Origin of the sequence: Aquabacterium sp. CECT 9606 (genome assembly GCF_918741295.1) — a bacterium.
Classification (GTDB): Bacteria; Pseudomonadota; Gammaproteobacteria; order Burkholderiales; family Burkholderiaceae_C; genus Aquabacterium.
In genome coordinates this window covers 21,391-47,295 of record NZ_CAKKNB010000006.1, presented here as the reverse complement: position 1 = coordinate 47,295, position 25,905 = coordinate 21,391, and the positions used below count along the sequence as shown (strand labels likewise).

Below are 25,905 nucleotides of genomic sequence, written 5' to 3'. Positions count from 1 at the left end.
GACTTTGGTATGTGCAAAGGCGTATTCTCATGTCTGCACGGGTTGCGGACATGAGCAAGGAGGTGTCCATAAGGTCAAGGCTCATACAAAACCGTGCACAGCGCACATTTCACGTTCAAGCACTTTTTTAATTTCGTAACCCGTTTTGGAGAACTTCAGATGAAAAACACTCAAGTCGCAGCCTTGCATCAGCGCACCTTTGCGCTCGCCAACAAAGCCACTCTGGCGCGTGTTGGTGGGTTCGTCCTGGCCATGGCCGCAACCCCTGCCTTCGCGCAGATCAGCAAGGTCAACACGGTGATGGCCAACGTGCAAACGGTGCTGGTCGGCGTAGCCGTCACCATGTTCACGCTGGCCATCATGTGGGCCGGTTTCAAGATGGCATTCCAGCACGCCAAATGGTCGGAAATCTCGAACATCGTGATTGGCGGCATTTTGGTCGGTGGCGCAGCGGGTATCGCTGCCTGGCTCATCAACTGAGGCAAGTCATGGACGGGTTTCGCGATCCAATTTTCAGGGGATGCACGAGGCCCGCGATGATCGCGGGCGTGCCGATGATCCCCTTGATGCTCATCACGGGTGTCTTTCTGCTGCTCGCGGTCTGGATGTTCTACCTGGTCAGCCCTTACATCACCCTGTTTTTGCTGATCGCGTACATCCCCCTCTTCATCACCATGCGCCAGATCACCAAGAAGGATGACCAACGCCTTCGACAAATGATGTTGCGCCTGCGGATGAGGGTGCGCCAAAGGTCAGGTAAGGCGCTTTGGGGTGCTGTCTCGTTCTCCCCGATCCGATACAAGCGGCGGAAGGCTCCATGAGATCACAAGCAGAAATTCGACAAGCAGCCGATGCGCAAGTGCCTTCGGCTGACTACATCCCTTACGGCACCCACGTCGCGCCGAATGTCATCAAGTGTCAGCGCACTGGTGACTACATCGCGATTTGGCGTCTGGAAGGGATTTCCTTTGAAACAGCCGATCTCGATGAGATTCTGACGCGCAAAAACGGCCTCATCAATTACCTCCGCGCACTTGGCGGCGGCAATTGGGGTGTCTGGTCGCACAAGGCTCGGCGAGTGGTGAATGAGCGCCTGAACGGCAAATACGACAACGAGTTTTGCCGGGATTTGAACGATCGTTACTACGATACGTTCAAAACCTACAGGCAAATGGCCACCGAGTTGTATTTGACGGTGGTTTTCAGGCCAACGGCCACGCGCGCAGCGCGGGTCATCCGTCGCTTGGCCGGTCGCACGGTTGAGGACTTCAAGGCTCGCGAACGCGAAGACTTGGACGTGATCGACGACATGGCCAAGCAGCTCGAAGCCAGCATGAAACGCTATGAGCCGGAGCGCTTGGGCACGTACACCAAAGGTGACGTGGCCTTCTCCGAAATGCTCGCATTCCTGGGCTTCATGGTCAATGGCGTGTGGGAAGAGATTCCTATGCGTCGGGCCAGCATTGGCGAATACCTGCCGACTTCGCGCCTGCATTTCGGCGACAAGAACGGCATGGTTGAAATCTGGCATCCGCGCGAACACAAATTCGCGGGGATCATGGATTTTCAAGAATACCCGCAATTCTCTGAGCCTGGGATGAACAACGTCATCCTCTATGGCAATTACGAATACATCGAAACTCAGTCTTTTGGCATCCTGAACAAGCGGGACGCCAAAACAGCGTTGGAACGCCAAAAGGGGCAGCTCCAAGCGTCTGAGGAAGTCAGTCCGAAAGAAATTGAGGACATGGACAAGGCATTGAATGACTTGTCTGATGGGCATATTGAAATCGGCGAGTATCACTACTCGCTGACGATTTTCGGCAAGACGATCGAAGAAGTGTCGAAGAACATTTCGCACGCACGATCGGCTTTGCAAGACGGCCCAGGCTTCAAGATGGCCATCTGTGACGCGGTGCCTGAATGCGCGTGGTTCTCCCAGCTTCCCGGCAATTGGGATTGGCGTCCGCGCGAAGCTCAGATCACAAGCCGTAATTTTGCGAGCTTGAGCCCGTTCCACAACTTCGCGCGTGGCAAGCGTGACGGCAACCCTTGGGGTGAAGCTCTGGCGCTCATGAAGACGCCATCCGGCCAGCCGTATTACCTGAATTTCCATGTCTCGCCAGAAGACAAGGACAGCAAGGATGAAAAGTATCCGGGCAACACGTTCGTGTGCGGCACGACAGGCGTCGGTAAGACGGCGTTGGTCATGGCGTTGCTGGCGTTCGCCACCAAGTACCGCGGTCTTCGGGCGGTCTTCTTCGACAAGGACCGTGGTGCCGAAATTGGCATCCGGGCGATGGGAGGAAAGTATTACGCCTTGAAGCGTGGGGAACCCACCGGCTTCAATCCTTTCCAGTTCGAGCCCACTGAAACGAACATCCAGTTCTGCGAACGCCTGGTCAAGCAGTTGGTCAAGCCGGCGCGAGCTGGCGACGCGCTCACTGCACGAGAAGAAGCCGACATCAGCCACGCGGTTCGCACCGTCATGAGCGACAAGGTTTCGTTCGATGTGCGCTGCTTGTCAGCAGTACATCAGAACCTGCGCAACACAGGTGACAACAGCTTGCGTGAGCGCCTGGCGAAGTGGTTGCGTGGCAAGCCCTTGGGTTGGGCATTCGACAACCCACGGGACACACAAGACTTGTCGAGTGCGAAGCTCTTCGGTTACGACTACACCGAGTTTCTGGATGACCCGGAAGTTCGCACGCCGATCATGGCGTACCTGCTGCACATCACTGAATCGCTCATCACTGGTGACCCATTCATCTACTTCATGGATGAGTTCTGGAAGCCTCTGAGCGATGAAATGTTCAGCGACTTCGCCAAGAACAAGCAGAAGACGATTCGGAAGCAGTCTGGTCTTGGCGTCTTCATGACGCAATCACCATCCGACGTTCTGGAAGGCGAGCACGGTCTTGGTAAGACGATGGTCGAACAGAGCGTTACGCAAATCTATTTGCCGAACCCGAAAGCAGACCACGACGACTACGTGAATGGCTTCAAGCTGACCGAGGCGGAATACTCGATCGTCAAGAACTTGGGCGAGTCCAGCCGCATGTTCTTGGTCAAGCAAGGTCATCGCTCGGCGGTCGTCAAGTTCGACCTCGGCGGCATGAGCGACATCCTGAACATCATCAGCGGCACGACGGATAACGTCGAGCTGCTGGACAACATCAGGGCGCGCGTTGGCGACAACCCCAAGGACTGGATGCCGGTTTTCTTCCAAGAGATCGCCGCACGCCGAAATCAGATCAAGTAACAGGAGCAAGCCATGCTGCACACCCGAATCCGCGTTATCGCCACATCCACCACGGTCGCAGCTCTGCTGCTGGCCGGGTGTGGTGACAAGTCGCATCAGACCGTTGATTGGTACAAGGCTCATGAGGTCGAACGTACCGAAAAGCTGGCCTGGTGCAATAACGATGCCGCGCGCGCAACGGACGTGGACTGTCTCAACGCCTCGAAGGCGAAGGAGCTGGCCATGCTGTCAGGGCCTGGTGCAGCGGACACGTTCAAGTTCGACAAGAGCCAGGTGCCCACGAATCAGGCCTCATCTGCACCAAGCACACAGCAAGGGCAGGCCCGCAAACACGAAGGGAAGTCGGCTGCCGACACCTTCGAGTTCAAGCCTGACCCTAAGTTGTTCCCGAATGCAGCGGCAAGCAAGGGAGGTAAGTAATCATGGGGATTGCTACCTCCGTTGAAACCGCGATCGACACACTGCTGAACAACTTTGTCAGCACGAAGTCGGCTGCGCTTTGCACGGCGTTGGTTCCTCTGGCTCTCACTGGCGTGACGATCTACATCATCCTCATGGGGTGGGCGATCATGCGCGGCGAAGCTCATGACTCCTTCCACACAGCAGTGTGGAAACTCTTCAAGATTTCAATGATCGCGGGAGTTGCGCTTAGCGCTGGGGAGTTTCAGGGGAGTGTGGTCGATGGGATTCAAGGCATCCAAGGTGCCTTTGTTTCTGCATTCGGCAACGCCAACACCATTGGCGGACTGATCGACAACATGTCGCAGCCTTATGACGATCTGGGCACGCAGCTTTGGAGTGAGGCAGTAACTGGCGTGTTCCCGAATTTCAGCTTGGTTGCAGCGGCTGGGCTTGTTGCTCTTGCTCAAGCCTTTTTGTTCATCGTCGGTCTTGGGATGTATCTCTTGGCCAAGGTGGCACTGGCCCTGGTCCTAGCTGTTGGCCCTGCCTTCATCTTCTGCGCCATGTTCCCGGCAACTCAGCGTTTTACCGAAAGCTGGATTGGCCAGGCTATGACGTTCGTACTTGTCAACGTGCTGATCGGGGGAAGCATCGCCATGCTGACTTCGTTCGCATCGCAGTTCGCAGCACACATCCAAGGCAACGTGGGTAACACGGCAATCATCAAGGACTGCATGGCCTTGCTGCTGGTGTCGGGTTCGCTTGGCGTGGTGATGCTCAATGTGCCCACCATCGCAAGCGCACTGTCAGGCGGCGCCTCTGTCAGCGGTATTGGCCGCGAGATCGGGCGCAAGGCCATGGAAATGATGGGCGGTGAGAAGGCTGCATCGCCCAACAAAACTGGTGGGTCTGTCGCAGAAGCCGGCTCGGGGTCATCTTCGAGCAGCAGTTCCAGCAGTTCCGGTCGCGCGTCGGCAACCGGGTCCGGCGGCGGGAATCAGCCGCTTTACCAACGCAACGTCTTGGACAACATTCGTCGGTCAGCTTAAAGGAGTCTTCATCATGAAATCAATCAAGCGGTTTTTCCTCTCCCTTACCTTGGTGGGCAGCTTCTTCGGAAGCGGCTCCGCCCACGCGGGCATCCCGGTCATTGACGCGGCAAACCTCGCTCAGTCGATTCAACAGGTGATCGCCTGGGCGAATCAGTATCAACAGATGGTCCAGCAATACCAGCAGTTGAACCAACAATACAACTCGCTGGTGGGGTCCCGGGGTCTGGGGGACATCATGAACAATCAGTTGCTCCAGAACGTGGTGCCAACTGATGTGACCACGCTACTGAACAGCGTGAACAGTGGTGGCTACAACAGCCTGACAGGCGCTGCGCAAACGCTTCGTCAGGGCGTGATGATCTACAACTGCGGTGATCGCACTGGCGAGGCCAAACAGACCTGCGAGGCTGCATTGAACGCGAACGCCCAGGTTCAATCGCTGCAACAAACAGCGATGGGCCTCATCACCCAACGGGTTCAGCAGATTCAATCTCTGCAAAGCCAGATCAACACCACACAAGACCCGAAGGCCATCGCTGAATTGCAGGCCCGCATTGCGGCCGAAAACACGCAGGTTAGCAACGATGCGAACCGCTTGGCCGTGATGCAGGCCAATGCGCAATCGGCCAAGGAAGCCGCTGACCAGGCGATCAAAGAGCGCGGTTTGAAGATGTTGGCCAGCACAGCACCCGCAGCAGCCAATACCTTCGTCTACACCGCTCCAAATTAACTGCATTGCTATTTCGGGAAACTCATGATGACGTCCAAAGACAAAAAGGTTGGCAAGCCCGTTAAGGCCAGCGAAGAAGCTGAGTTCTACAAGCAAGGCAGCGATTGGGAAGCCGATCGTCAAGCTCGCAGCGAGAAGTCAGAAAAACGGGCTTGGTGGGTCGCTGGGACAGCCGTCGCGGTAGCGGTGGTTGCGGTCATTGGCGCAGCGTCAATGGCCCCATTCAAGCGGGTGGTTCCCTATGTCTACTCAGTTGATAAGGCGACGGGTGATGGCACGCTCATCAACGCCGCCGATGACCGAACCGTCACCGGCTACCAAGAGCTGCTGGACAAGCATTGGGCGCAGCGCTACGTGGTCGCCCGCGAGTCCTACAGCTACAAGCTCTTGCAGACGGATTACGACACGGTGTTGGCCCTGAGTGAAGACGTGGTTGGCCGTGACTACGCGAGGCTGTTCGATGGCCCCAATGCACGCGACAAAAAGTATGGCGCGAGTGTCGAAATGAAGGTGAAGGTCTTGAGCGTCACTTTGTCGCAAGACGATGTGGGCAACAAGGCCGTCGTGCGCTTCGAGAAGACATCGAAACGCACGGAAGCTGAGAACGCCGATGCGCCGCAGTACTTCATTGCGACGTTCTCGTATGAGTACAAACCGTCGATGTTCGGTAAGGAGCAAGACCTGATCCAGAACCCGTTGGGTTATCGCGTGACCAGCTACCGCATCGACTCCGAAATTGCCCCTGTGGCCAAGTGAAGGAGCGACCATGAAACAACTCTTGATGGCGTCGGTCCTTGCTTCGATGGCTTTGAGCGTCGCTCAAGCCGCAGAAGTCCCCCAGCCAAGTGAAAGCGATGCGCGCGTGCGCTACGTCACCTACAAGAAGGACGATGTGACAGTGGTCAACGTGCGCCGTGGCGCCGTGACCCGTATCGTCCTGGGCGACGACGAAAAGATTGCCGTGTCAGCAGCGGGCTTTCCTGCTGATTGCAAGAAGGCTGAATTCGAGTGGTGCATTGAAGCGGCGGTCGGTGCAAAACAGATTTTTGTGAAGCCCAAGGATGGCGCGACTCACAACAACCTGGAACTGAGCACTGACAAGCGCGATTACTCGTTTGAATTCAAAGTGCTCGAAGACGCTACGAATGGTCGCGGCCACAAGCCATCGAGCGACCGTGTTCTTGTGACTGAGCCGATGTTTCGCGTGATCTTCCGCTACCCGATTGAAATGCCTCCGTCCTCGGCCTTCATGGCGATCAACGCGGCCAACGCACAAGTGAGTGAAAGGGCCTTGCTCGATGAGCGTTTGGGGCAAGCGAAGCCAGCCGCCAAGAATTGGAGCTACACGCAACAGGTGCTGGAAGGGGGCGATGACATCGCTCCTGCGATGGTCTTCGATGATGGTCGATTCACCTACTTCAAGTTCCCGGCCAACCGGGAAATTCCGACGATCTATTACATCGACCCAGCAGGCGAAGAGGCTCGCATCAATTTCCACATGGAAGGCGACTTGGCTGTGGTGCAGCGTACAGGCCGGCGCTTTGTTCTTCGACTCGGCAAGGCCGTTGTCGGCATTTGGAACGAATCGTTCGATGGCACTGGTGTGGCCCCCAAAGACGGTACCACCGTCGAAGGCGTCGTTCGGACTCTCCGTTGAGGAATAGACATGGAACAGAACAAGCACACTCAGCACGGGGAAGCCCCTGACTCCCAACTGAATTCTCAGTTGGACTCGCAATTGAACACACAACCAGGCGGCGAGCCTACTGGCATTGTGTCGGTGAACAGCCGTGGTGGCACCTCTGACAACATGGCTGCGAAGGTCATGTTTGTTGTCGTCGCGTTCGCCATTCTCGTCATCGGTGGCTTGATCGGCTACAACAAATGGCGGGATTCGAAGAAGGCTGAAGAGAAGTTTGTCGAGCAAACCGCGAAGGGCGAGAACAAGCCCGCAGCAGTCGGCCCACGTCGCACGTTTGACAGTGATCCCCCACCGCTGCCAAGTGGTGCATCGTCTCCTGCCATGGCGGCGGCGGACACCGAGGCGAGCTTTACCTGTGCCGACAAGATGCCTGGAAAGATCATGCTTGGCCCGGATCACAAGCCCATGATGGCCCCTTCTGGCGTGCCCATGCGCGTCTGCACGGACGGGACGGTTTTGGTCCCTGCGGTGAAGCAAGACGGCACCATTGGTGGCCAGGCCGGACAGGCTGGCCAAGTCAATGCGGCTGCGGGAGCAGCACAACCACGCACTGTCACGCAAAACGGCACTCCTGCACCAAGCCGTTACTCTGGTGAGGTGATCGTGGGTTCGTCTTCGGGTGGCCCGCAGGGCGGGCAGGGCGCGTTGAACCCGTCTGATCCCATGACACAGATGGCCATGATTCAGAGCATCATGAATCGAAATCAGCAGCCTCAAGGCGGAATCATGGGTGGCCCGGCAATGGGCGGTGGTGCGCAGGGCGCCCCCGGCCAGCAGCCCACGAATGCCCAAGCGAACCCACCAGGCTCCATTGGCAGCATGTTGACCCCTTCGCAGACACCGATGATCTCGGCGTCGATGATTGGGGACCGCAACATGCTCTTGCCTAAAGGTCGCACGATCGACTGCGGACTTTCGATGCGACTGGTCAACGAAGTTGCTGGCATGGCATCGTGCGTTGTTTCGCAGAACGTCTACAGCGACAACGGGCGTGTGCTTCTGCTTGAGCGAGGCTCCGAAGCCTCGGGCGAATACGTTGCAGCTATGGCACAAGGGCAGCGTCGTTTGTTCGTGTTGTGGACACGGATCAAGACGCCTCAAGGCGTGGTTATCAACTTGAATTCACCTGGTGCCGACGCACTTGGCACCTCAGGCCTGGATGGCTACGTGGACAACCACTGGTGGGAGCGTTTGGGCGCAGCCTTCTTGTTGTCGATGGTTCAAGACGCCATCGCTTTTGAAACGGCCAAGTCAACACCTCCTGGCGGGACGAACGTCTACCAAAACACTTCGTCTACTGGCAATCGGATGGCGGAGAAGGTGCTGGAAAGCACGATCAACATCAAGCCAACGCTCTACAAGAACCAGGGCGATCGCAGCTCGATCTACGTTGCCCGTGACCTTGACTTTGGTACTGTCTATGCACTGCGAGCCCGTTGAGTATTTCGCCCGCGACACGATGGTGCGGGAGCTGATGCGCCCGCTCGCCGTGTTCCTGCTGGAAGAGAACGCGACGGAAGTCGTGGTGAATCGACCAGGGGAGGTGTTCGTCGAAATTGGTCCTGAGTGGCGGAGATTTGATGCCCCTGAATTGACTCTTGATAGGCTGCTGGGACTGGCGAACGCCATTGCCACATACACCGATCAAGAGATCGGGCCACAGAAGCCCATTCTGTCGGCCATGCTCCCCGGTGGGGAGCGTATTCAGATCGTTGTCCCGCCAGCCGTCGAACAAGACACGGTTTCGATGTCGATTCGTCGGCCCAGCATGTCCATCAAGACACTGGAACAGTACGAGAAGGACGGGGCGTTTCATCGGTATGTGTGGGCTCGGTCCCCCCAGCTCGACCAGCGCAGGGGCGACCTTGAGCAAACAGAGGCCATACTGATTGAGCACCTTGAATCGAACGACCTGGCCAAGTTCTTGAAGTTGGCTGTGCAGGCCAAAAAGAACATCGCTGTGGTGGGCGATACAGGCTCAGGCAAGACGACTTTGATGAAGTCGATTTGCCAGAGCATCCCACCTCATGAACGCCTCATCACGATCGAGGACGTTCGCGAGTTGTTCTTGCCGTTGCATGCAAACCATGTCCACCTGTTGTACTCAAAAGGTGGGCAGGGCATTGCAAAGGTGACGCCCTCCGATTTGATCGCCTCCAACATGCGGATGAAACCTGATCGCGTGCTGTTGGCCGAACTGCGCGGAGGCGAGGCCTTCGACTTTCTCAAGCTGTTGACCACTGGCCACAGTGGCTCAATCACCTCTTACCACGCTGAGTCCTGCGCCCTGGCCGCAGAACGCTACGTCTTCATGTGCAAGGAACATGAACAGGCCGCAATCTATGACGCCGCAGCTCTCAAGCGCTTGGTGTCGTTGACCATCGACGTGATTATTCATGTCAACGTGAAGATCGTTTACGACGAACACGGCAATGCGACCCATAAGGATCGCTACGTTGCCGAAGTCCACTACGACCCGATTGCCAAGCTCCTTGCTCGCTTCGGCGAGGCAACTATTCATCGCAGCGCGTGAGGTCTTCATGAACGGCAAAACCGTCGCAATCATCGTCGCAGTCCTGGCCTATGTCGTCCTGGGCTTCTTTGCCGCTGAATATGTTGCAGGGGGCGCATATTTCCTTGTCAACAAGACTATTCCTTCTGACATCACGTTGGACACCTGGGGCCAATATTGGCATTGGTATTCGAGTGATCCCGTCCAGCGCAAGCGCCTGCAATTGTCCGCTGGGATTGCCGCGATCTTGGTTTATGTCGTTCCTGGACTCATCATCAGTGCCCTTGGAAATACCCGCCGCTCGCTTCATGGTGATGCCCGTTTTGCGACCGCATCGGAAGTGCGCAAGGCTGGCTTGCACGCCGAAAAGGGCATCATCATTGGCAAGTTCATGGGCCTGTACCTCATGTTCGACGGCCAGCAGTTTGTTCTTGTTGCAGCGCCAACGCGAAGCGGGAAGGGCGTTGCAATCGTGCTGCCCAACTTGCTCAACTTTGGTGGCTCGGTGGTTTGCACCGACATCAAACTTGAAAATTTCAAGCTGACCTCACGCTTTCGAGCTGCGAACGGTCAAAAGGTCTTTCTCTTCAATCCGTTTGCGGAGGATGGCCAAACTCACCGATGGAACCCGCTCGATGGCGTGAGCCGTGATCGCAACTTCCGAATTGGCGATGTGCTGGCTGTTGGCCAAGCCCTGTACCCCAACGACAACGCGAAAGATGCATTCTGGAACGACCAGGCCCGCAACCTGTTCCTGGGCTTGACGCTGTACCTGCTTGATACACCCGGTCTGCCTTGCACCCTTGGGGAATTGCTTCGTCAATCCTCGGGCAAGGGCATGCCATTGAAAGATTACCTGCAAGGGATCATGGCCGAACGCTCGAACGGCGATAACGCCCTGAGCGACGAATGTCTTGATGCATTGAATCGGTTCTGCTCGACCTCAGAGAACACGATGGCGAGCATTCTGGCGACCTTCAATGCCCCGCTGACGATCTTCGCCAATCCCATTGTTGACTGCGCTACAAGCGCTTCTGACTTCGACATCACAGCCGTTCGCAAGACACGGATGACGATCTACATCGGCATCCAGCCGAATCGACTTGCAGACGCGGCATTGTTGGTGAATTTGTTCTTCTCGCAGCTCATCAACCTCAACACGAAGGAGCTGCCACAAAACAATCCAGCATTGAAGTATCAATGTCTGCTGCTGATGGACGAAGCCACGGCCCCCGGCAAGATCGGCATCCTGGCCAAGTCGGTTGCGTACATGGCTGGCTACAACCTACGGTTGTTGACGATCATTCAAAGCATCGCGCAGATGGAGTCCACCTACGGCAAGGAAGACACTCGCACGATGATTACCAACCATGCCGCTCAGGTGATCTATCCGCCGCGTGAGCAAAAGGATGCCAACGAGTATTCCGAAATGCTCGGCTACTTCACCGAGAAAGCCGTGTCAACGGGGATCAGCCGGCCACGCAGCGGCTTCGGCGGCGCGAATGGCTCATCCAGCGAGAACGTCTCAGATCAGAAGCGCGCATTGCTGTTGCCGCAAGAACTCAAGGAGCTTGGGCAGGAAAAGGAAATCATCGTCGTTGAGAACACCAAGCCGATCCTCTGCGAGAAGGCCCGCTATTTCGACGATCCAGTTTTCATTGATCGCCTCAAGAGTGTCAGCCCGTCACTTCGCGCACTCGGCGACAAGATGCCGACCAAGGACCAGCTTGAAGAAGCGGCGTTCGTGCGGCACGAGTTGTCCTCGCATGTGCCCCGCATGAACATTGATCTGCACAAGGCCAAGACGGAAAACCGTACACGCACGATCAAGAACGATGAAGCGCTCGACTTGTCCAAGCTGGCCGTCAACATGGATGCGCTGCCGGAGCTTGACAACCCCGAGAACCCGTCAGAAGAGGCCGTTGCAGGCCTGGTCGATGCCTTCTTCTCGCAACTTGATTGGGTCGATGAGGGTTCAGGTGAAATTACTGGTGCTCCCGCCTCGGAAGGCGTCGTCGAAATTGGCGCTGATGCGTTAATTGAAGAGCCGGTCATCGAGGTAGAAGCAGGCTTTTCCGGTGGCGAGATTGAACCAGTGTTTGATGTTCAAGCGCCCACCGAATCTGTGGTCTTGTCTGCACCAAGCGACGACGTTTTTGAAGTTGCTTCGGCGCCCGCTGACGAACCAGGTGATGAGTATTTCGAGGAACCGGCTACACCAGCATTCGACATTGATGAACCACCTGAGCCCGTGCCACATGCTCCCGTGAGCAAGGCCCCGAAGGCAGGAATGCTCGATCTGTCCGTGTTGGACAACTAAATGCCAAACCAGCCCGTCTAAAAGTACGGGCACTTTAAGGAGAGAGGAAGATGGAAGATGTGATGGAACGAACGTCGCCTCGCGCTGGGAAGCGCTTGCACGATGTGGCTCAAGTCCCCCATTCGATGCGCCAAGAGGCGCAAGCGCGATGGGGTGTCAATGTTGAGTTCAGCGCAGCTCGTGAGAACGGGCGCTACACCGGGCCGGTGTTCGTCAGCGATGAGCATGTGGCCCAGCGTGTCGGTGAAAAGAGTGTGGTGTTCCATCGTCGCAGTCAGATCGACTTCGCGACGAGCGAGGCCCTTCAAAAGCGGCACGACACAAACCGGCTGAACGATGCGAATCTGTCGATTCGCTACGAAGGCGACATGGCCAAATCGTACTTTCACGACCCACAGCGTGCCGTGATCGAAGAGATGTTTGGCCGGATCAAGAAGACCGCCGATGAGCGCTTTGGTGACACCCCTCAAGGCAAGACCTTCGCTTCGCAGCTCGATGAAGTCAAGGAAGTGATGATCGAGCGTTATCGCGAAGCCAAAAACCGTCAGTTTGAACAGCGCACGGGCCAAGCCCAACAGCGCCCCACCGAACCCCAAGAACGCCAACACAAGCCTTTGGAACGATAAGGAATACGCCATGAAGATGAATGTCATTTGCCTCGCTGTGACTGGTGCACTTGCTGTCTCGGCCTGCTCTTCAATCCCCAAGCCGGTCATCCCTGATGGCAGTGAGCGCACGCCAGTGAACTCGACGGCTGTGATTCAAAACTATCAAGCCCGCACCGCCGAGGAAACGGCAAGTGCAGCGGAGCGCACCGCGTTGTCCCGCCAGGTAGACGGGCTCAATCGTCAGATGGCCGAACTCAAGGCCTACATGATGATGATGCAGATGGATGCCGACCAAAACCGGCCCAAGCCCGCGACAACGCGACAAGGTGTTGCCCCGGCAACTGTGGTTGAAGGCAAGGTGCAAACCGTTGGGACCAGCGGCGAGACAGTTGAAATTCGCGACCAGGCGCTGATTTTTCGCGTGAGCCAGGGCTTCGCAAAAACTGACTTCAAGCCTTCGAGTGATATGCAAGCGCAGCTACTCAAAGCAGCTCGCGAAGCCAAACACATTGAAATTCGCGGGCGGACCGATGCTGACCGCGACAACGTGATTGATCGCGACATTGCGATGCTCCGCGCATTGCGTGCGCGCCGCTTCTTGCTGAACAACGGCATCAGCCCGTACAAGATCAAATGGAGCTACATCGCTGCTGGTGGTTATGTGGCGAACAATCGGACCCAAGCAGGCAAGGCCAAGAACCGTCGCGTCGAAATTGAAACGATGGACATCGACACCGCAGCCTTTCTCGCTCAACCTCAAACTCAAGTTGGGAGCGCCAAATGAATGAAGTTATCGACGGTCAAGAACGCGAAGCCCCTGGGCCCGATCGCAATGACAAGCTGACAACTCGCGACGTTGTAGCCGGCGCCGCACATGCGGCCCAGTTCGCAGAAGTGGGCGGCCCTGCCACCCACGTTGCGGCGCAATCCGTCGGCGTGGCCGACGCTGCCATGCTGGCAAAAGACAGTCTTGAGGGCAAAGAAGTTCGCGCGATGGATGTCGCAGCGGCTGCGGCGAGCGTGACGATGACGGCGGATGTCGGCGGCCCTGCCGCCCAAACAGCCGCTAAGGCTGTTGCTGCGGTGAGTGCCTTGGATGCTGGCGAGCGCGCAATGAACTCTGCGCGCGAAGCGCTCGGAGACGACTCACGAGAAGTCGCGGTGGCCAGCCTGGTCAAGACGGCCTTGGAGCATCAACGAGAAGGCCGATTGGAAGATGCGGCAATTGCCGCGTATGAAGCTGGCCGCTACGGAACATCCGCACCAACTGCCGTCGTGCAAGACGAACTGTTGAATAAGAATTTTTCCAAGGGTGCGGTAGATGCGGTGCAAGACGCCAGGGATCAAGAGAGGGCGGACGCCTTGCTTGATGCTGGTTTCGAGCCCAAAGGCCCAGCTCAGCGGGGCGCCCTGTCCGCAGAAGCGGAACGCTTGCAGGCACCCAATGAATCGAGGCTTGGCACCGCATCGAACGCATACGTCGAGATTGAAATGCGCGCAGCGGCTGCGCATGAAATGCGACAGTCGTCGGAAGCACAAAGAGAAGATGAGCCCAATGGCCAGCGCTGGGCGCGTGAGGATGTGAACGCCTTGCAGCATGTTCGCACTACTGAGCAGTCCGTTGCCCTTGATGCGATGGCTCGCAGCATGGAGGCCAACAAGGGCTACGCGCAGGTCATTTCGCAGGAGTTCCCTGACACGGCCAAAGAGATCGAAGTAAACCGCGCAGCGCGTGAGACGGCTGGCCTCGAAGCTGGGCAACTGTCTGTGGTGGCAGCGATGCGTGATCGCTCGCGTTGGGATTTGGATGACAACGCAGCACCCGACATGATTCAGCGGGTAGCACGCGAAGACCTTGAAGACCTCCGCCGCCTGAATACACCGGAGCGTCTGGACGATGCATCAACGGTGATCGCCGGGAATATGCGCAACCCGGTCTACAAGGCCGAGTTTGAGCGCTTGGACAAAGAAGCTGCACAAGCAGTAGAACTGCTGGCCAGCCAGGCAGGGGAGAAGGTCGTTCCCGATGCTGAAAAGCGTGCCACGCTAACGATCGACGACACCACTCTTGAACGCTTGTCCGCTGTACGCGAACGCGACAGCGATGAGGCCTTGAAGAGCCTGGGCATCCGCCGCAATGATGACGACATCAACGATCGTTTTGTAGCCAACCTCGATGCGCGGATGGAGAAGTCCCAGCTCGAAGAATTGGGATGGCGCAACCGCGATGATCTTGACGACGTGATGCGCGATCTTGAACGTCTTGCCGGCAAGGACTGGCAGCGCGCCGCCCAACTCTGGGACAAGTACCGCCCCGGTGACATCGACAAACCCGTGTTCATTGACGGCGACGATATTGCAGAAAAGAAGGCTGGCCGTGGCCAACAGAACGAGCCCGACAAAACCAACGACACGGCGCGATCCGCTGATCGCCCGAAGGATGACGATGCCGAGTTCGTGACCCCTGAGGCCTTGCGCAAGCGTTTCCTCCAAGCGGAGAATAAGTTCTACTTCCGGGACGAAGAGAACAAGCTGGCCTTCGAGGACAAGGGCAAGCGTTTGGCCACAGAACACAACGATCCTGAGATTGCTCGCTCAATGGTCGAGCTGGCCGAGGCAAAAGGGTGGAATTCCATCAAGCTCAAGGGCACGGATGAATTCAAGCGTGAGGTCTGGTTGCAGGCATCGTTGAAGGGCATGGAGGTTCAAGGGTTTCAACCGCGCGATGTTGACTTGGCCAAGCTGGAAGACTTGCGCAAGGAAACTGGTCGCAGTGCGGACAAGGGCATGAACATCATTGACCAGGCCCCAGAACGCGCCCGTCAGGCTGACCGCCAAGAAAGTCGTCAGGAAAGTCGCAGCCAGAGCCAGGCGCCCGCAGACATTCCCGATCGGGCCGCTGTTGTCGATGAGCATCAACGCACGCTCTCAGACAAACAACGCCAAGTCATCGACACGGTGAAAGCGATCATGCGCGAGCGTGGCGATTCAGATAAAGCCATCAGCATGGCCGCTGAAATGGCCGCTGAGCGCTTCCAGAACAACCGGGTTTACGTGGGCAAGATGTTGGACCACGGGGAGGCCCCATACGAGCACAAGAAGGACAACGAGCCCAGCTACTACGTCAAGCTGGAAACGTCTTCCGGCGAGAAGACGGTGTGGGGTGTTGATCTCAAGCGCGCGTTGACAGAAGGCAAGTCTCAACCTGGTGACGATGTTGTCATTGCTTACCAGGGCAAGCAGGAAGTGCCCGTGACCGTGAAGGAGCGCGATGCTCAAGGCAAGGTGATCGGCGAAACCCAGATCATGGCCAACAGGAACACATGGGATGTGCGCCAGCTCGAATCCTTGCGTGAAGAGGCCAAAGAGCGCGTGCTTGATGCTTCGTCGAAGGCTGAGCTTCAACCCTTGGTGAAGGTCTACGACCGCGACGCACCGCGGTCTGAGGCCAGGGCGGAACCGACACGCGAACCGGCCCGAGAAAACGAGCGGGCACGCGGCTGATCGCTGCCCCGGGCACTCAGGTCATCGACCGGGTGCCCTTTTTTTAACTTAATGCGTTGGCAGATGTTGCGACCAGCGCCAATAGACGCAGAACGACATGGCAAAGGTACTTTGGGTAGGTGAAAAAAAATCGCTGGCTGAGGCTGTCGGCAAGGTCCTGGGCAACCCGGTGAGCCCATGGGACTCCAAAGGCATGACCCACAACCAGGTGGGTGACAATTTCTTCGTGTGGCTGGATGGCCATGCGTTTGACCAAGCGATGCCGGATCACTATTTGCCCGACGATGTGCCCAAGACGAGCGCGGGGCGCAAGGTGTGGCGCAAGGGTGATTTGCCAGTGGTGCCGGATGTCTGGGCGCTCTTCCCCAAAGAATCGAAGCAACGCCGCCTGGACAAACTCGCCGAGTTGCTGCAAACCTGTGATGTGGTGCACCACTTGGGCGACCCTGACGAAGAGGGGCAGCTTCTGGTTGACGAGGCGTTGCTGTTCTACGGTAACCGCAAGCCAGTCAAGCGCGTGCTTGTGAACGATTACAACGAAACAAAGGTGCGCCAGTCGCTGGCCAACATCAGGGACAACAACGAGCCCATGTTTCGCGGTTGGTACAAGTGGGGCCTTGCCCGCAGTCATTACGATTGGCTGCTTGGCCTGAACTGCACTCGCGCAATGACTCTTCGCGGCCGGGAATTGGGGTTTGATGGCCTCCTGCCTGTTGGCAGTGTGCAAACGCCTTTGCTCTACATCGTGTATGAGCGGGATCGGGCCATTGAGACATTCAAGCCCATCCCTTACTTCTCTCTGGTTGTGCACCTTCGTCACGACAACGGTGTGTTCAAGGCCAATTGGAAGGCCAAGGAAGATCAGGCAGGCCTCGATGACGCGGGCAGGCTGATTGACCCCACGGTTGCCTCGTCGCTGGTCAGCAAGCTCTCCGGCCAAGCTGGGAGCATTACGGCCTACGCGAAGGTCAAAAAGGAGCAGAAGGCCCCGTTGCCGCTGTCGATGAACGAGCTGCAAATGGAAGGCTTCGCGCGGTATGGCTACACCGGCCAGCAAGTCTTGGACGCGGGCCAGAAGCTCTACGAAGTCTACAAAGTGACGACGTACCCTCGCAGTGACAACCGCTATCTTTCAGAAGCACAGCACAAGGAAGCCCCCGCAGTTATTGCGGAGGTCTTCAAGCGTCGCCCGGACTTGGCAGGCCTGACTTCAGTCATCAATCCAGCTCGGAAGTCTGATGCATTCAACGACAAGAAGATGGAGGGCAACCCCCACCACGGCATTGTGCCAACCGTTCCAGACATCCCAGTGAACATCGCTTCGTGGTCTGAGATCGAGCGCAACGTGTATGACCTGGTTGTGCGGTCATACCTTGCGCAATTTGCACCGCCTTTCGAGTTCATGCAAACAACCGTTGAGGCCGACATCGCAGGCGAACGGTTCGCCGCCAGTGGCAAGACGCCGGTCGCTCAAGGATGGAAGGCCGTCTTCGCCGAAGTCGAAGACAAGGACGATGACCAAGCCGATGCGGATGAGTCTGACGAGGGCAAACAAACACTTCCACCCATGGCGAAGGGGGACAGGGCCACTTGCGCCAAGTGCGACCAGGTGAGTCGCAAGACAACGCCACCCACACGCTTCGACGACAAGCTGCTGCTCGAAGCGATGATGAATGTCTACAAGTACGTCAAGGACGAAAAAGCGCGCAAGCGCCTCAAGGACGGCGGCGGCGATGGAGACGGCGCCGGCATTGGAACCACAGCGACACGCGCCGGCATCATCCAAGAACTCAAGGATCGTGAGTTGATCGTCCCGGTAAAGCCTGGTGCAAAAAAGCTCATGACATCGAGCACGGCGCGCACGTTGATCGAAGCGTTGCCGATGGATGTCAAAGACCCCGCACAAGCAGGCGTGTTCAAGGCTTCGCTTGATCGTGTCGCGAAGGGGGAACTCTCTTACGACAAGTTCATCGCCGACACCGTGGACTGGATCACGACCATTGTGCAAGCAGCATCCAATCTGACGATGAAGCTGCCATTGGCCGCTGGGGCTGTTGTGTGCCCCAAGTGCAAGGGTGGCCAGCTCCGCCGCAAGGATGGCGGCGACAAGGGCGCTTACTGGTACTGCGCGAATTGGAACCGTGAACCCGACAAGTGTGATGCGCGTTTTCAGGACGTGAATGGGAAGCCTCTGCTGGTCAGCGCTGCATGCCCAAAGTGCAAGACCGGCAACCTCAGGCGCAAAGACGGCGCCAAAGGCATCTTCTGGTTCTGTTCTAACTGGAACAGAGAACCAGACAAGTGCGATGCACGGTATGACGACAAACTCGGCAAGCCTGACACTGCCCCCAAGCCCGTCTACAAGTGCCCATCCTGCAAGGAAGGTAGCCTTAGGTCGATCAGTGGCGACAACGGCAAATTCTGGGGGTGCAGCCGATACAGCGAGGGGTGCAAGACGACATACCCGGACAAGCTGGGCAAGCCTGACATGGCGCCCAAGCCTGTCTATAAATGCATCAAGTGCAAGCAAGGCGAGTTGCGCTCGATCCCTGGGCCGAAAGGCAAGTTTTGGGGTTGCAGTCGCTACAAGGAAGGCTGCAAGGCCACACATCCAGACAAAGCGGGCAAGCCCGATTTCACGGCCAAGCCCAAGTGAGCCACCATGAACATTGACCTCCTATTGCGCCACACCCCATCACTGCCGTCGATTCCTGAGGTGGTTCAAGAGTTGATCCAGACGCTCGACCAGGCCGACGTGTCGGCCAGCGAGATCGCGCGCACGCTGGCCACAGATCAGGTGTTGAGTGCCAAAGTGCTTCGGTTGGCCAACTCGGCGTACTACAGCGTGCCACGCACCATTGCCACAGTCGATGAAGCGATCAAGATGCTAGGCATCAACACGGTTCGCACCATCGTTCTCAGTGCAGCCATGCCGTCGAGCTTTCAGCCCATCACTGGCGTAGACCTCAAACCGTTTTGGCGCTACAGCCTTCATACCGCCGTTGCCGCACGCCACCTGGCGGCAATTGTTGGGGCTGACGCGGACTTGGCTTTCACGGTCGGTTTACTGCACAGCATTGGGCGCCTGGTCATGATGGGTGGCATGCCTGACGACATGGAGCGGATCGACTCGGAAGTGCCACCGTACCCCTGCAAAGAGCGGGTCGTTGCTGAGCGTGAGGCCTTCGGTTTTTGCTATGCCGATGTAGGCTCTGAACTTGTGAGACGTTGGAATTTCCCAGATGGTTTCTGCACCGCAATTGCGGGGGCAGCACTGCCTTTGGAAACTGAACCTCAAGTCGCATTGCATGCCATTCTTCATCTGGCTTCGTGGCGCGCTAAAAGTGACGAGCTGAAGACTGACTTTGAAGGCCTCATGGCCACATGGCCCGAAGCCATCTGTGACCTGGCTGGTTTGTCACGGGAAGAGTTAATCGACAACATGCCTCCACTCGCCGAACTGAGTGCAGGCCTGGAAGACATCATCGGAGCCTAAGCCCATGGGCACCACAGCAAAAAGAATTGCAACCGCATCGACGCCTGCACCTGTGTCGTCAAAATCATCGACCCCGCCAGAAGTGGCCCTTACCAATGGCGCCATCGAGGCCGTGAAATGGTTGGCCGTGGTCCTGATGACGCTTGACCACGTTAATAAGTACCTCCTTCACGACGCATACCCTGGGCTCTTCGCAATCGGGCGTTTGGCCATGCCGCTTTTCGCCTTCACTCTGGCCTACAACTTGGCACGGCCCGCCACGCTTGAAGGGGGGGCCTACTCCCGCGTGCTCAAACGGTTGGCCACGATCGGTGCTGTTTCGTCCGTGCCCTTCATTGCCCTTGGGGGCTTGGGTTGGGGCTGGTGGCCATTGAACATCATGGCCATGCTGTTCGTGGCCAGCTCGATCATGTGGCTATGGGAGAGAGGCGGGAAGTGGGACGCGGCGGCGGCTGTGGCCGTTTTTCTCGCCGGTGGTGCGTTCGTCGAATTCTGGTGGCCCGGTGTGGCGCTGTGTGTGGCCGCTTGGCGGTACTTCAAGCGCCCAAGCTGGACAGCATTGGCCGTGTGCGTGCTGTCTGTAGCCAGCCTGTACGTCATCAATCGAAACCTTTGGGCGCTGGCTGCATTTCCAGTGTTTTTCCTGGCCTCCAAGGTCAACCCACGCGTGCCTCGTCTCCGCAGTACCTTCTATGCCTACTACCCTGCCCATCTTGCCGTCCTGTGGGCACTTTCTCACTTCTTGGCCAAGATTTGAAAACCGGCGTCCGTGTCAAGGGCGTGCCCGGAGGCCGCAGCCCCGAAGGGGAACGGGCGAGGACGCGGCTACGCGCACCCTTGATTCGGATGTAGGACAACAACGCTCCCCGTCATGGGGCAGGAGAAGCAAGCGAAGCGCCGCACCCCCTAGCCCCCTGACGACAGAGGGCGACTCGCTCCCTTCCCAGCAGGGAAGGGCGGGGGGATGGGCATCAAGGCGCCTGACGGCGCTTTTTCGCGTAGAACGACACGACCGCAGCATCTATCAGGCTGACGGTGGACACATCGCGTTCTTGAGCGATTGCGGCCACGGCGTCGTACAAGGCTTGCTCGAACTCGACCGAGGTTGCGAAGAAGGTTTCGCGACCGGAGCCAGGAGCTTTCAGCCTAGGTGCGACCTCAACAGCGCGCAAATCCGTCCCATTGAGCGCAGCTACCACGCGCATCGAGACATCACCCTTCCGCTCCACATGGGCACGCAGCAGCTTGTCGGCCTTCTGGCTCAAGCGGAGGCTTCGGACCACTGTCGGAGTCTTATTGGTGTTGTTCGGCATGCGCAAAAGTGTAGCAGCCTCCCCCAAAACGTGGCCCTTTGTCTAAGCCACCCATTGGTCATGCTGTCACATAAGAGTGAGATAAATAACGCTTGCAAATTGTCGCTAGTGTGATATAAATAACGCTGTCTGACAAGCGAAACCGCACAGCAGCAACCACGCCACGGGAGGGGCAATGCTCGACATTCCAAATCAACGGTTCACGGTCCACGCCGATGAGTGCTTGCATTCATTACCGTTTCACATTCAGCCAGTGACGCTTGCTCATGACAACACCAATGTCTATGGCTACGAAGTGCTCTATCGGGGCATCGAGCCCCGTCGCTGGTGCCAGATCGACAACCAGGTGCTCCGCTATCTGGCACTGCATCGCCTCCATGGCGTCACGCTCTTTGTCAACCTGTCGTCCGAAACCTTGCTCAATCAAGAGGACGGCGTATTTGAGGCAGTGGCCGACGCCAACAACGTCATTTTTGAGTTGAGCGAAACGATCTTGAATGTCGAACAACTCGAAGCGATTGCCTTAAAGGTCAACAGGCTGACCCGCAAGGGGTTGCGGTGGGCCATTGACGATTTTGGCGCGGGTATGGATGGCCTTGCCCGGCTTTATTCACTGGATCGCGTTCATTGCATCAAGGTCGATGAGGGCCTGTTGCGTGCAGCGGCACGGCGCAGTGAAGCCAAAGAAGCACTTAGTGCCCTGGTCACGCAATGGCGTGCTCAGGGCATTTTGTCGATCGCTGAGTGCGTCGAAACACAAGCTCTGCTTGATGTCGCACGAAGCATTGGTGTTGACTTGGTGCAAGGCCATCTTCTGGATGACCTGCATATCAAGTTGAAGTCTTATGAAATCCGCAACAACAGGAGTCACTAAGTGAACCGTCGTCTTCTTCTTCAAACCATCGGCACAGTTGTCGCAACGGGTGGTGCTTCGCACCTGGCCCACGCTGCGAACGAGTCGATTCCGTCCGATCTGAACAAGGTCGAGGCGCCTGCTGCGGGCAAGGTTGCTCCACTGGCATTGCCGCCTCTGCCCTATGCCCTCGATGCGCTCCAACCCCATGTCTCGCGCGAGACGATGGAGTACCACTATGGCAAGCACCACAAGGGCTATTTCGACAACCTTGCCAAGCTCTTGGCCAACACACCATTGGCCGAAGGCGCGACGCTGGAAGGCCTGGTGAAGACCGCAGCACCTGAATCGCCGATCTTCAACAACGCGGCCCAGGCGTGGAATCACACGTTCTTCTGGCATTCCATGAAGCCACAAGGCGGTGGTCAACCTACGGGCGCCTTGAAAGCTGCCATCGACCGCAAGTACGGCTCCTATGGCGCGTTTGCTGACGCTTTCAAGAAAGCGGCGGTTGGCAATTTCGGGTCAGGCTGGACGTGGCTGGTCAAGCGACCTGATGGCTCGGTGGACATCGTGAACACCAGCAATGCCGGCACACCGCTGACCACAGGCGACAAGGCCCTGCTCACCATCGACGTGTGGGAGCACGCTTATTACATCGACTACCGCAATGCGCGGCCCAAGTTTGTCGATGTGTTCTTGGCATCCCTGGCGAACTGGACGTTCGCCGAAGGGAATTTCAAGGCCTAACGGCCTCGGGGAATGACATGAGTGCAGTGATTCAAGGCCCCCACGCGGTTCTGATGGTGACGAAAAAAACGTCATCGCGGGAGTTGCCGTGGGCAGACCTGGCAGGGTCAGCGTCCGAAGCGCTGGCCAAGTGGCAACAAACCCGCCATCCCTTCGTATTCGCCGATTTTGGTGAACTCGGCGACGGGATGACCGGCGCGAGATTGGCGGCTGCTCTCCGCAAGGAAAGCATCGACGTGGTGGTGATTTTGCTTGCTGACCAGGTGCAACCGCATCACCGAGTCTGGGCGCAACGCAATGGCGCTACAGACGTGATCGAGCGCACGGCCAAAGCGATCACTGCATGCCTGCCTTCCAGCGTTAAGGCCCCGCGTGTATCAGAGTTCCCCAGCGGTTTCCCCGCTGATGAATCGCCTGACGCGGTGGCCGCAACAGTGAGCGACCGTCTTCAAAAGTACGGTCGCATGGGGCCAGCTCGAACCCTCGTGGTTCGGGATGCCCTTGATGCGCTGGTCGCCGAGAAAGGCGCCACACCAACGGTGAACGAGCTGGCCAAGCGAGTCGCCAAGGAAATTCTGCGGTCGGAAGATCGCACGGCTTTCCTCAATTCGTTCAATGTCGTTAAAGGGAGGTAATGATGTTTCGTTTCTTTGAGCGTTTCTCGCTGCGAGTTCAATTCACCGTCATGATGACGGTCCTCATTACCGTCGTGATTACGGCGGTGTCGATCATTGGCCAATCCATCGTGGTCAGCCAAACCGTTAACGAGAGTCGCACGGTGGCCGACATGACGGAGCACATCGGCAAGTGGGCTTCGCAGTATGGCGGCGTCCATATCAAACGAAGCGGAGGCGACACCGGCACGGTAGGTTCATACCTTGAACGAGCCGTGTATGCAGCCAATGCGAAAGACCAAGCCGCTCTTAGCGAATGGCATGGCACCAATGGCGAACGGTTGTCTCAAGCTGAAGAAATGGCCGCGCTCGGTCGTGTTGATGCGTACCACTGGAAAAACCCTGCGCTGATCCAGCGGGAGATTTCCGACATTGCCGCCGCATCCACGTCCAATGCGAAGTTTCGCTTGACTGCAAAGTCAGTGCTGAACAAGAACAATGAAGCCAACCCTTTCGAGCGTGATGCGCTGGTTGCCATTGACTCGGCCTTCAACAGCAGCAGCAAAGGCGAGCAGGGAGCGTCTAAGAGCAAACTTGAATATTGGCGTGTTGAACGCGGTCAAGTGCTTTATGCCCGCGCCTTGATTGCTCAGGCCAGTTGCCTCAAGTGTCACGCGAGCTTGCAAAGCGCCCCTGAATTCCTGCGCTCGAACAGTCAGTTCAACGGCGGTGGTGGCTTTGGCTACGAAGCCAACAAGCCAGCAGGGATCATCAGCGTGACGATTCCTTTACCGAATCCACGCGATGCCCTCGCCTCAAGTCTCACGCCTGCTGGCTGGGGTGCGTTGGTCAGCGTTGTTGTAATCGGATTGGGCATCCTGATCTTCATTGGCCGCAAAGTCATCACGCCCGTCAACGAGCTGCGCAAGTACGCCGAAGAGCTGGCGACAGCAGGCCTTGGTGACAAGTTCGAGGTGCCAGAGTTCGCGATGGTCGATGGCAAGACCAACAACGAGGTCCATCGACTCGGCCAAGCAATCGCGGAGTTGGGCCATTCAGTGAGGATTCTGTATCGCAAGGTGCGCGATGGTCGCGCAGACAAGGAACGGTCATGAAACGCATGTCTCGATCTGTTTGGAAACGCCGGGTTCGTGAGTGGCTTCTTCACATACGGATAGCACTGTGCATCCTGCCAGGATCTGTGTTCTGCGCGAAGATTTGGCAAGGCTACGAAACTGGCGATGCACCCTTTGGCTTCGCAGCCGGGCTCTTCATCTGTACAGCCGTCATCAGCCTCGGCTTGGCTTATTTGCAAATAGTGACAGATCGCAACCCAACAGATCGACACCCTGACACACACGTTGCCCTGTTCACAGATACAGAGCGGTGAGCAACGACAAAACCGGCCACGCAGGCCGGTTTTTTTGTTCTCAAGAGTGCATCACATATTCCGATCAATAGGTCTGCCATGAACCTCTTCAATCGACTCAACCTCGTTCTGTCCGCTACCTTCGTAACGGTCTACGCGTTGGCTGGTCTGTTCTTCTACAAACAGATCGACCGCCAATACCGCCACGATCTGGCGGAAGCATCTGAACGTCAGATGCAAACCGCCCAAGCCGTCCGCAAGTTCACGACAGATCACGTTCGGCAAGCTCTTTTGCAAGACAGCCGGGAATTTCACCCTTCGTCTGTACCGAGTTTTGCCGCCAACCAAACCATGCAGTATTTGCAGGCTACCTATCCTGGCCAAAGCTATCGTGAAGTAGCGTTGAATCCGACGAATCGGCACAACTTGGCCAAAGGCTGGGAGGTCGATGCAATCAAGGAATTCCAGCGCACAAACGCCGCATCCCTGTCCACCATCACCACCGACAGCAATGGCATGACGCTTCACTATGCGAAGCCGATCAAGGTTAACTCGACTACCTGCCTTGGGTGCCACGGGACACCCGATGCGGCACCAGGCACGATGCTGGCCAAATACGGCACGATAAGTGGCTTTGGATGGCAGCTTGGCGAAACCATCGGCGCACAAGTGGTGAGCATTCCTGCTGATGTTGCCATGAAGAGAAGGAACGACACGCTCTTGCACTACCTGAGCACGTCATTGGTCCTGGCCATGGCCGGATTCGGCATCCTGAGCATTGCTCTTCGTCAAGCTGTTGTCCGTCCCATGGAGTCTGCCGGCGACGCATGGCGCAAGCTGGCCTCAGAAGACCCGCTGACTGGTGCAGCAAATCGGCGCAGTCTGCTCGATGTCTTTGACCTCATGGTGAAACAAGCATGCAGCGATCACCCTGTCTCGGTCATCTTCGTGGACATTGACCATTTCAAACGCATCAACGACGGCCCCGGCCACCAGGCGGGCGACGACGTGTTGCGCGAACTGACCAGGCGCATCCAAAACACAATCCGGCGAGCCGACATGCTGGCCAGGTACGGCGGTGAAGAATTTGCCATCCTTCTGACGGACACCAACGAGGCCGGAGCCATGGTGTTGGCCAACAACCTCCGCGCTGCCTTGGCATCAGCGCCATTCGAGGTGAAAGACCAAAACGGCAATGACGTGAGTTTGGTAGTCACCGCCAGTTTTGGAGTCACCGAGGTCGAACAGGGAGAGGCATCCGAATCTGCGCTCACTCGGGCCGACAAGGCTGTTTATGCTGCCAAGCATCGCGGTAGAGATCGCGCGGTGGCCGCATCGACACTCGACGCATCCACCCACACCCCCCACCATCAAGACCAACCTTGCTAATCGAAGCCAGGTACGTTGCATGGTGGGCG

23 protein-coding genes are annotated in these 25,905 nt (G+C 57.2%); 22 read left to right on the top strand and 1 reads right to left on the bottom strand.

The window, feature by feature from the left end; genetic code table 11:
- Positions 1-93: 93 nt before the first annotated feature.
- The 17 genes from LQ232_RS22700 to LQ232_RS22620 all read left to right on the top strand — a co-directional run bounded on the left by LQ232_RS22700 (position 94) and on the right by LQ232_RS22620 (position 20,345).
- A complete protein-coding gene (locus tag LQ232_RS22700) occupies positions 94-480 on the top strand; it encodes a TrbC/VirB2 family protein (protein ID WP_230182678.1) in 387 nt (128 codons plus the stop codon).
- 8 nt (positions 481-488) lie between these two features.
- Positions 489-821, top strand: coding sequence for a type IV secretion system protein VirB3 (locus tag LQ232_RS22695; protein WP_230182677.1), 333 nt, complete (start codon positions 489-491; stop codon positions 819-821).
- Entirely contained in the window at positions 818-3,262 is a 2,445-nt protein-coding gene (locus tag LQ232_RS22690; protein WP_230182676.1) for a VirB4 family type IV secretion/conjugal transfer ATPase, read from the top strand. The genes LQ232_RS22695 and LQ232_RS22690 overlap by 4 nt, the downstream gene beginning before the upstream one ends.
- 12 nt (positions 3,263-3,274) lie before the next feature.
- Positions 3,275-3,682, top strand: coding sequence for an EexN family lipoprotein (locus tag LQ232_RS22685; protein ID WP_230182675.1), 408 nt, complete (start codon positions 3,275-3,277; stop codon positions 3,680-3,682).
- Between the two features lie 2 nt (positions 3,683-3,684).
- Positions 3,685-4,713 carry a type IV secretion system protein gene (locus tag LQ232_RS22680; protein WP_230182674.1) on the top strand — a complete coding sequence of 343 codons (1,029 nt, stop codon included), beginning with the start codon at positions 3,685-3,687 and terminating at the stop codon, positions 4,711-4,713.
- A gap of 13 nt (positions 4,714-4,726) precedes the next feature.
- Positions 4,727-5,446, top strand: a complete 720-nt coding sequence (gene virB5, locus LQ232_RS22675; protein ID WP_230182673.1) for a P-type DNA transfer protein VirB5 — start codon at positions 4,727-4,729, stop codon at positions 5,444-5,446.
- A 24-nt stretch (positions 5,447-5,470) separates the two neighbouring features.
- Positions 5,471-6,202 (top strand): virB8 family protein, encoded by a 732-nt coding sequence (locus tag LQ232_RS22670; RefSeq protein WP_230182672.1) that lies wholly within the window; start codon positions 5,471-5,473, stop codon positions 6,200-6,202.
- A 10-nt stretch (positions 6,203-6,212) separates the two neighbouring features.
- The gene (locus LQ232_RS22665; protein ID WP_230182671.1) at positions 6,213-7,103 is read left to right on the top strand and encodes a TrbG/VirB9 family P-type conjugative transfer protein; all 891 of its coding nucleotides are present in this window, start codon (positions 6,213-6,215) and stop codon (positions 7,101-7,103) included.
- A 9-nt stretch (positions 7,104-7,112) separates the two neighbouring features.
- Positions 7,113-8,588 (top strand): type IV secretion system protein VirB10, encoded by a 1,476-nt coding sequence (virB10, locus tag LQ232_RS22660; RefSeq protein WP_230182670.1) that lies wholly within the window; start codon positions 7,113-7,115, stop codon positions 8,586-8,588.
- On the top strand, positions 8,569-9,681 hold the full coding sequence (virB11, locus tag LQ232_RS22655) for a P-type DNA transfer ATPase VirB11 (protein ID WP_230182669.1): 1,113 nt from the start codon (positions 8,569-8,571) through the stop codon (positions 9,679-9,681). Before virB10 ends, virB11 begins: the two co-directional genes overlap by 20 nt.
- A gap of 7 nt (positions 9,682-9,688) precedes the next feature.
- Positions 9,689-11,980 carry a type IV secretory system conjugative DNA transfer family protein gene (locus LQ232_RS22650; protein WP_230182668.1) on the top strand — a complete coding sequence of 764 codons (2,292 nt, stop codon included), beginning with the start codon at positions 9,689-9,691 and terminating at the stop codon, positions 11,978-11,980.
- 62 nt (positions 11,981-12,042) lie between these two features.
- The gene (locus tag LQ232_RS22645; RefSeq protein WP_230182667.1) at positions 12,043-12,606 is read left to right on the top strand and encodes a hypothetical protein; all 564 of its coding nucleotides are present in this window, start codon (positions 12,043-12,045) and stop codon (positions 12,604-12,606) included.
- Positions 12,607-12,616: 10 nt separating this feature from the next.
- Positions 12,617-13,372: an OmpA family protein gene (locus LQ232_RS22640; protein WP_230182666.1), complete on the top strand. Its 756-nt coding sequence runs from the start codon at positions 12,617-12,619 to the stop codon at positions 13,370-13,372.
- Complete coding sequence (locus tag LQ232_RS22635) at positions 13,369-16,092, top strand: LPD7 domain-containing protein (protein WP_230182665.1); 2,724 nt, start codon at positions 13,369-13,371, stop codon at positions 16,090-16,092. The genes LQ232_RS22640 and LQ232_RS22635 overlap by 4 nt, the downstream gene beginning before the upstream one ends.
- 97 nt (positions 16,093-16,189) lie before the next feature.
- Positions 16,190-18,748 (top strand): DNA topoisomerase, encoded by a 2,559-nt coding sequence (locus LQ232_RS22630; RefSeq protein ID WP_230182664.1) that lies wholly within the window; start codon positions 16,190-16,192, stop codon positions 18,746-18,748.
- 6 nt (positions 18,749-18,754) lie between these two features.
- Positions 18,755-19,588, top strand: coding sequence for an HDOD domain-containing protein (locus tag LQ232_RS22625; RefSeq protein ID WP_230182663.1), 834 nt, complete (start codon positions 18,755-18,757; stop codon positions 19,586-19,588).
- A gap of 4 nt (positions 19,589-19,592) precedes the next feature.
- Positions 19,593-20,345, top strand: coding sequence for a TraX family protein (locus LQ232_RS22620; protein WP_253074362.1), 753 nt, complete (start codon positions 19,593-19,595; stop codon positions 20,343-20,345).
- Between the two features lie 214 nt (positions 20,346-20,559).
- On the opposite strand, the gene LQ232_RS22615 is transcribed toward LQ232_RS22620, so the two are convergent.
- Positions 20,560-20,853: a hypothetical protein gene (locus tag LQ232_RS22615; RefSeq protein WP_230182662.1), complete on the bottom strand. Its 294-nt coding sequence runs from the start codon at positions 20,851-20,853 to the stop codon at positions 20,560-20,562.
- A gap of 223 nt (positions 20,854-21,076) precedes the next feature.
- Between LQ232_RS22615 and LQ232_RS22610 the strand changes: the two genes are divergently transcribed.
- From LQ232_RS22610 to LQ232_RS22590, 5 genes are all read left to right on the top strand, one after another.
- A complete protein-coding gene (locus LQ232_RS22610) occupies positions 21,077-21,775 on the top strand; it encodes an EAL domain-containing protein (RefSeq protein WP_230182661.1) in 699 nt (232 codons plus the stop codon).
- Between the two features lie 204 nt (positions 21,776-21,979).
- Positions 21,980-22,504: a superoxide dismutase gene (locus LQ232_RS22605; RefSeq protein ID WP_371820369.1), complete on the top strand. Its 525-nt coding sequence runs from the start codon at positions 21,980-21,982 to the stop codon at positions 22,502-22,504.
- A 17-nt stretch (positions 22,505-22,521) separates the two neighbouring features.
- Complete coding sequence (locus LQ232_RS22600) at positions 22,522-23,139, top strand: response regulator (RefSeq protein WP_230182660.1); 618 nt, start codon at positions 22,522-22,524, stop codon at positions 23,137-23,139.
- Between the two features lie 2 nt (positions 23,140-23,141).
- Positions 23,142-24,233, top strand: coding sequence for a DUF3365 domain-containing protein (locus LQ232_RS22595; protein ID WP_230182659.1), 1,092 nt, complete (start codon positions 23,142-23,144; stop codon positions 24,231-24,233).
- Between the two features lie 353 nt (positions 24,234-24,586).
- Entirely contained in the window at positions 24,587-25,876 is a 1,290-nt protein-coding gene (locus LQ232_RS22590) for a diguanylate cyclase (RefSeq protein WP_230182658.1), read from the top strand.
- Positions 25,877-25,905: the final 29 nt, after the last annotated feature.

Excerpts from the sequence above, each read along its gene's own strand:
- LQ232_RS22695 (WP_230182677.1), top strand. The coding sequence starts at position 489 with ATGGACGGGTTTCGCGATCCAATTTTCAGGGGATGCACGAGGCCCGCG.
- LQ232_RS22690 (WP_230182676.1), top strand. The coding sequence starts at position 818 with ATGAGATCACAAGCAGAAATTCGACAAGCAGCCGATGCGCAAGTGCCT.
- LQ232_RS22685 (WP_230182675.1), top strand. The coding sequence starts at position 3,275 with ATGCTGCACACCCGAATCCGCGTTATCGCCACATCCACCACGGTCGCA.
- LQ232_RS22680 (WP_230182674.1), top strand. The coding sequence starts at position 3,685 with ATGGGGATTGCTACCTCCGTTGAAACCGCGATCGACACACTGCTGAAC.
- virB5 (WP_230182673.1), top strand. The coding sequence starts at position 4,727 with ATGAAATCAATCAAGCGGTTTTTCCTCTCCCTTACCTTGGTGGGCAGC.
- LQ232_RS22670 (WP_230182672.1), top strand. The coding sequence starts at position 5,471 with ATGATGACGTCCAAAGACAAAAAGGTTGGCAAGCCCGTTAAGGCCAGC.
- LQ232_RS22665 (WP_230182671.1), top strand. The coding sequence starts at position 6,213 with ATGAAACAACTCTTGATGGCGTCGGTCCTTGCTTCGATGGCTTTGAGC.
- virB10 (WP_230182670.1), top strand. The coding sequence starts at position 7,113 with ATGGAACAGAACAAGCACACTCAGCACGGGGAAGCCCCTGACTCCCAA.
- virB11 (WP_230182669.1), top strand. The coding sequence starts at position 8,569 with ATGCACTGCGAGCCCGTTGAGTATTTCGCCCGCGACACGATGGTGCGG.
- LQ232_RS22650 (WP_230182668.1), top strand. The coding sequence starts at position 9,689 with ATGAACGGCAAAACCGTCGCAATCATCGTCGCAGTCCTGGCCTATGTC.
- LQ232_RS22645 (WP_230182667.1), top strand. The coding sequence starts at position 12,043 with ATGGAACGAACGTCGCCTCGCGCTGGGAAGCGCTTGCACGATGTGGCT.
- LQ232_RS22640 (WP_230182666.1), top strand. The coding sequence starts at position 12,617 with ATGAAGATGAATGTCATTTGCCTCGCTGTGACTGGTGCACTTGCTGTC.
- LQ232_RS22635 (WP_230182665.1), top strand. The coding sequence starts at position 13,369 with ATGAATGAAGTTATCGACGGTCAAGAACGCGAAGCCCCTGGGCCCGAT.
- LQ232_RS22630 (WP_230182664.1), top strand. The coding sequence starts at position 16,190 with ATGGCAAAGGTACTTTGGGTAGGTGAAAAAAAATCGCTGGCTGAGGCT.
- LQ232_RS22625 (WP_230182663.1), top strand. The coding sequence starts at position 18,755 with ATGAACATTGACCTCCTATTGCGCCACACCCCATCACTGCCGTCGATT.
- LQ232_RS22620 (WP_253074362.1), top strand. The coding sequence starts at position 19,593 with ATGGGCACCACAGCAAAAAGAATTGCAACCGCATCGACGCCTGCACCT.
- LQ232_RS22610 (WP_230182661.1), top strand. The coding sequence starts at position 21,077 with ATGCTCGACATTCCAAATCAACGGTTCACGGTCCACGCCGATGAGTGC.
- LQ232_RS22605 (WP_371820369.1), top strand. The coding sequence starts at position 21,980 with ATGGAGTACCACTATGGCAAGCACCACAAGGGCTATTTCGACAACCTT.
- LQ232_RS22600 (WP_230182660.1), top strand. The coding sequence starts at position 22,522 with ATGAGTGCAGTGATTCAAGGCCCCCACGCGGTTCTGATGGTGACGAAA.
- LQ232_RS22595 (WP_230182659.1), top strand. The coding sequence starts at position 23,142 with ATGTTTCGTTTCTTTGAGCGTTTCTCGCTGCGAGTTCAATTCACCGTC.
- LQ232_RS22590 (WP_230182658.1), top strand. The coding sequence starts at position 24,587 with ATGAACCTCTTCAATCGACTCAACCTCGTTCTGTCCGCTACCTTCGTA.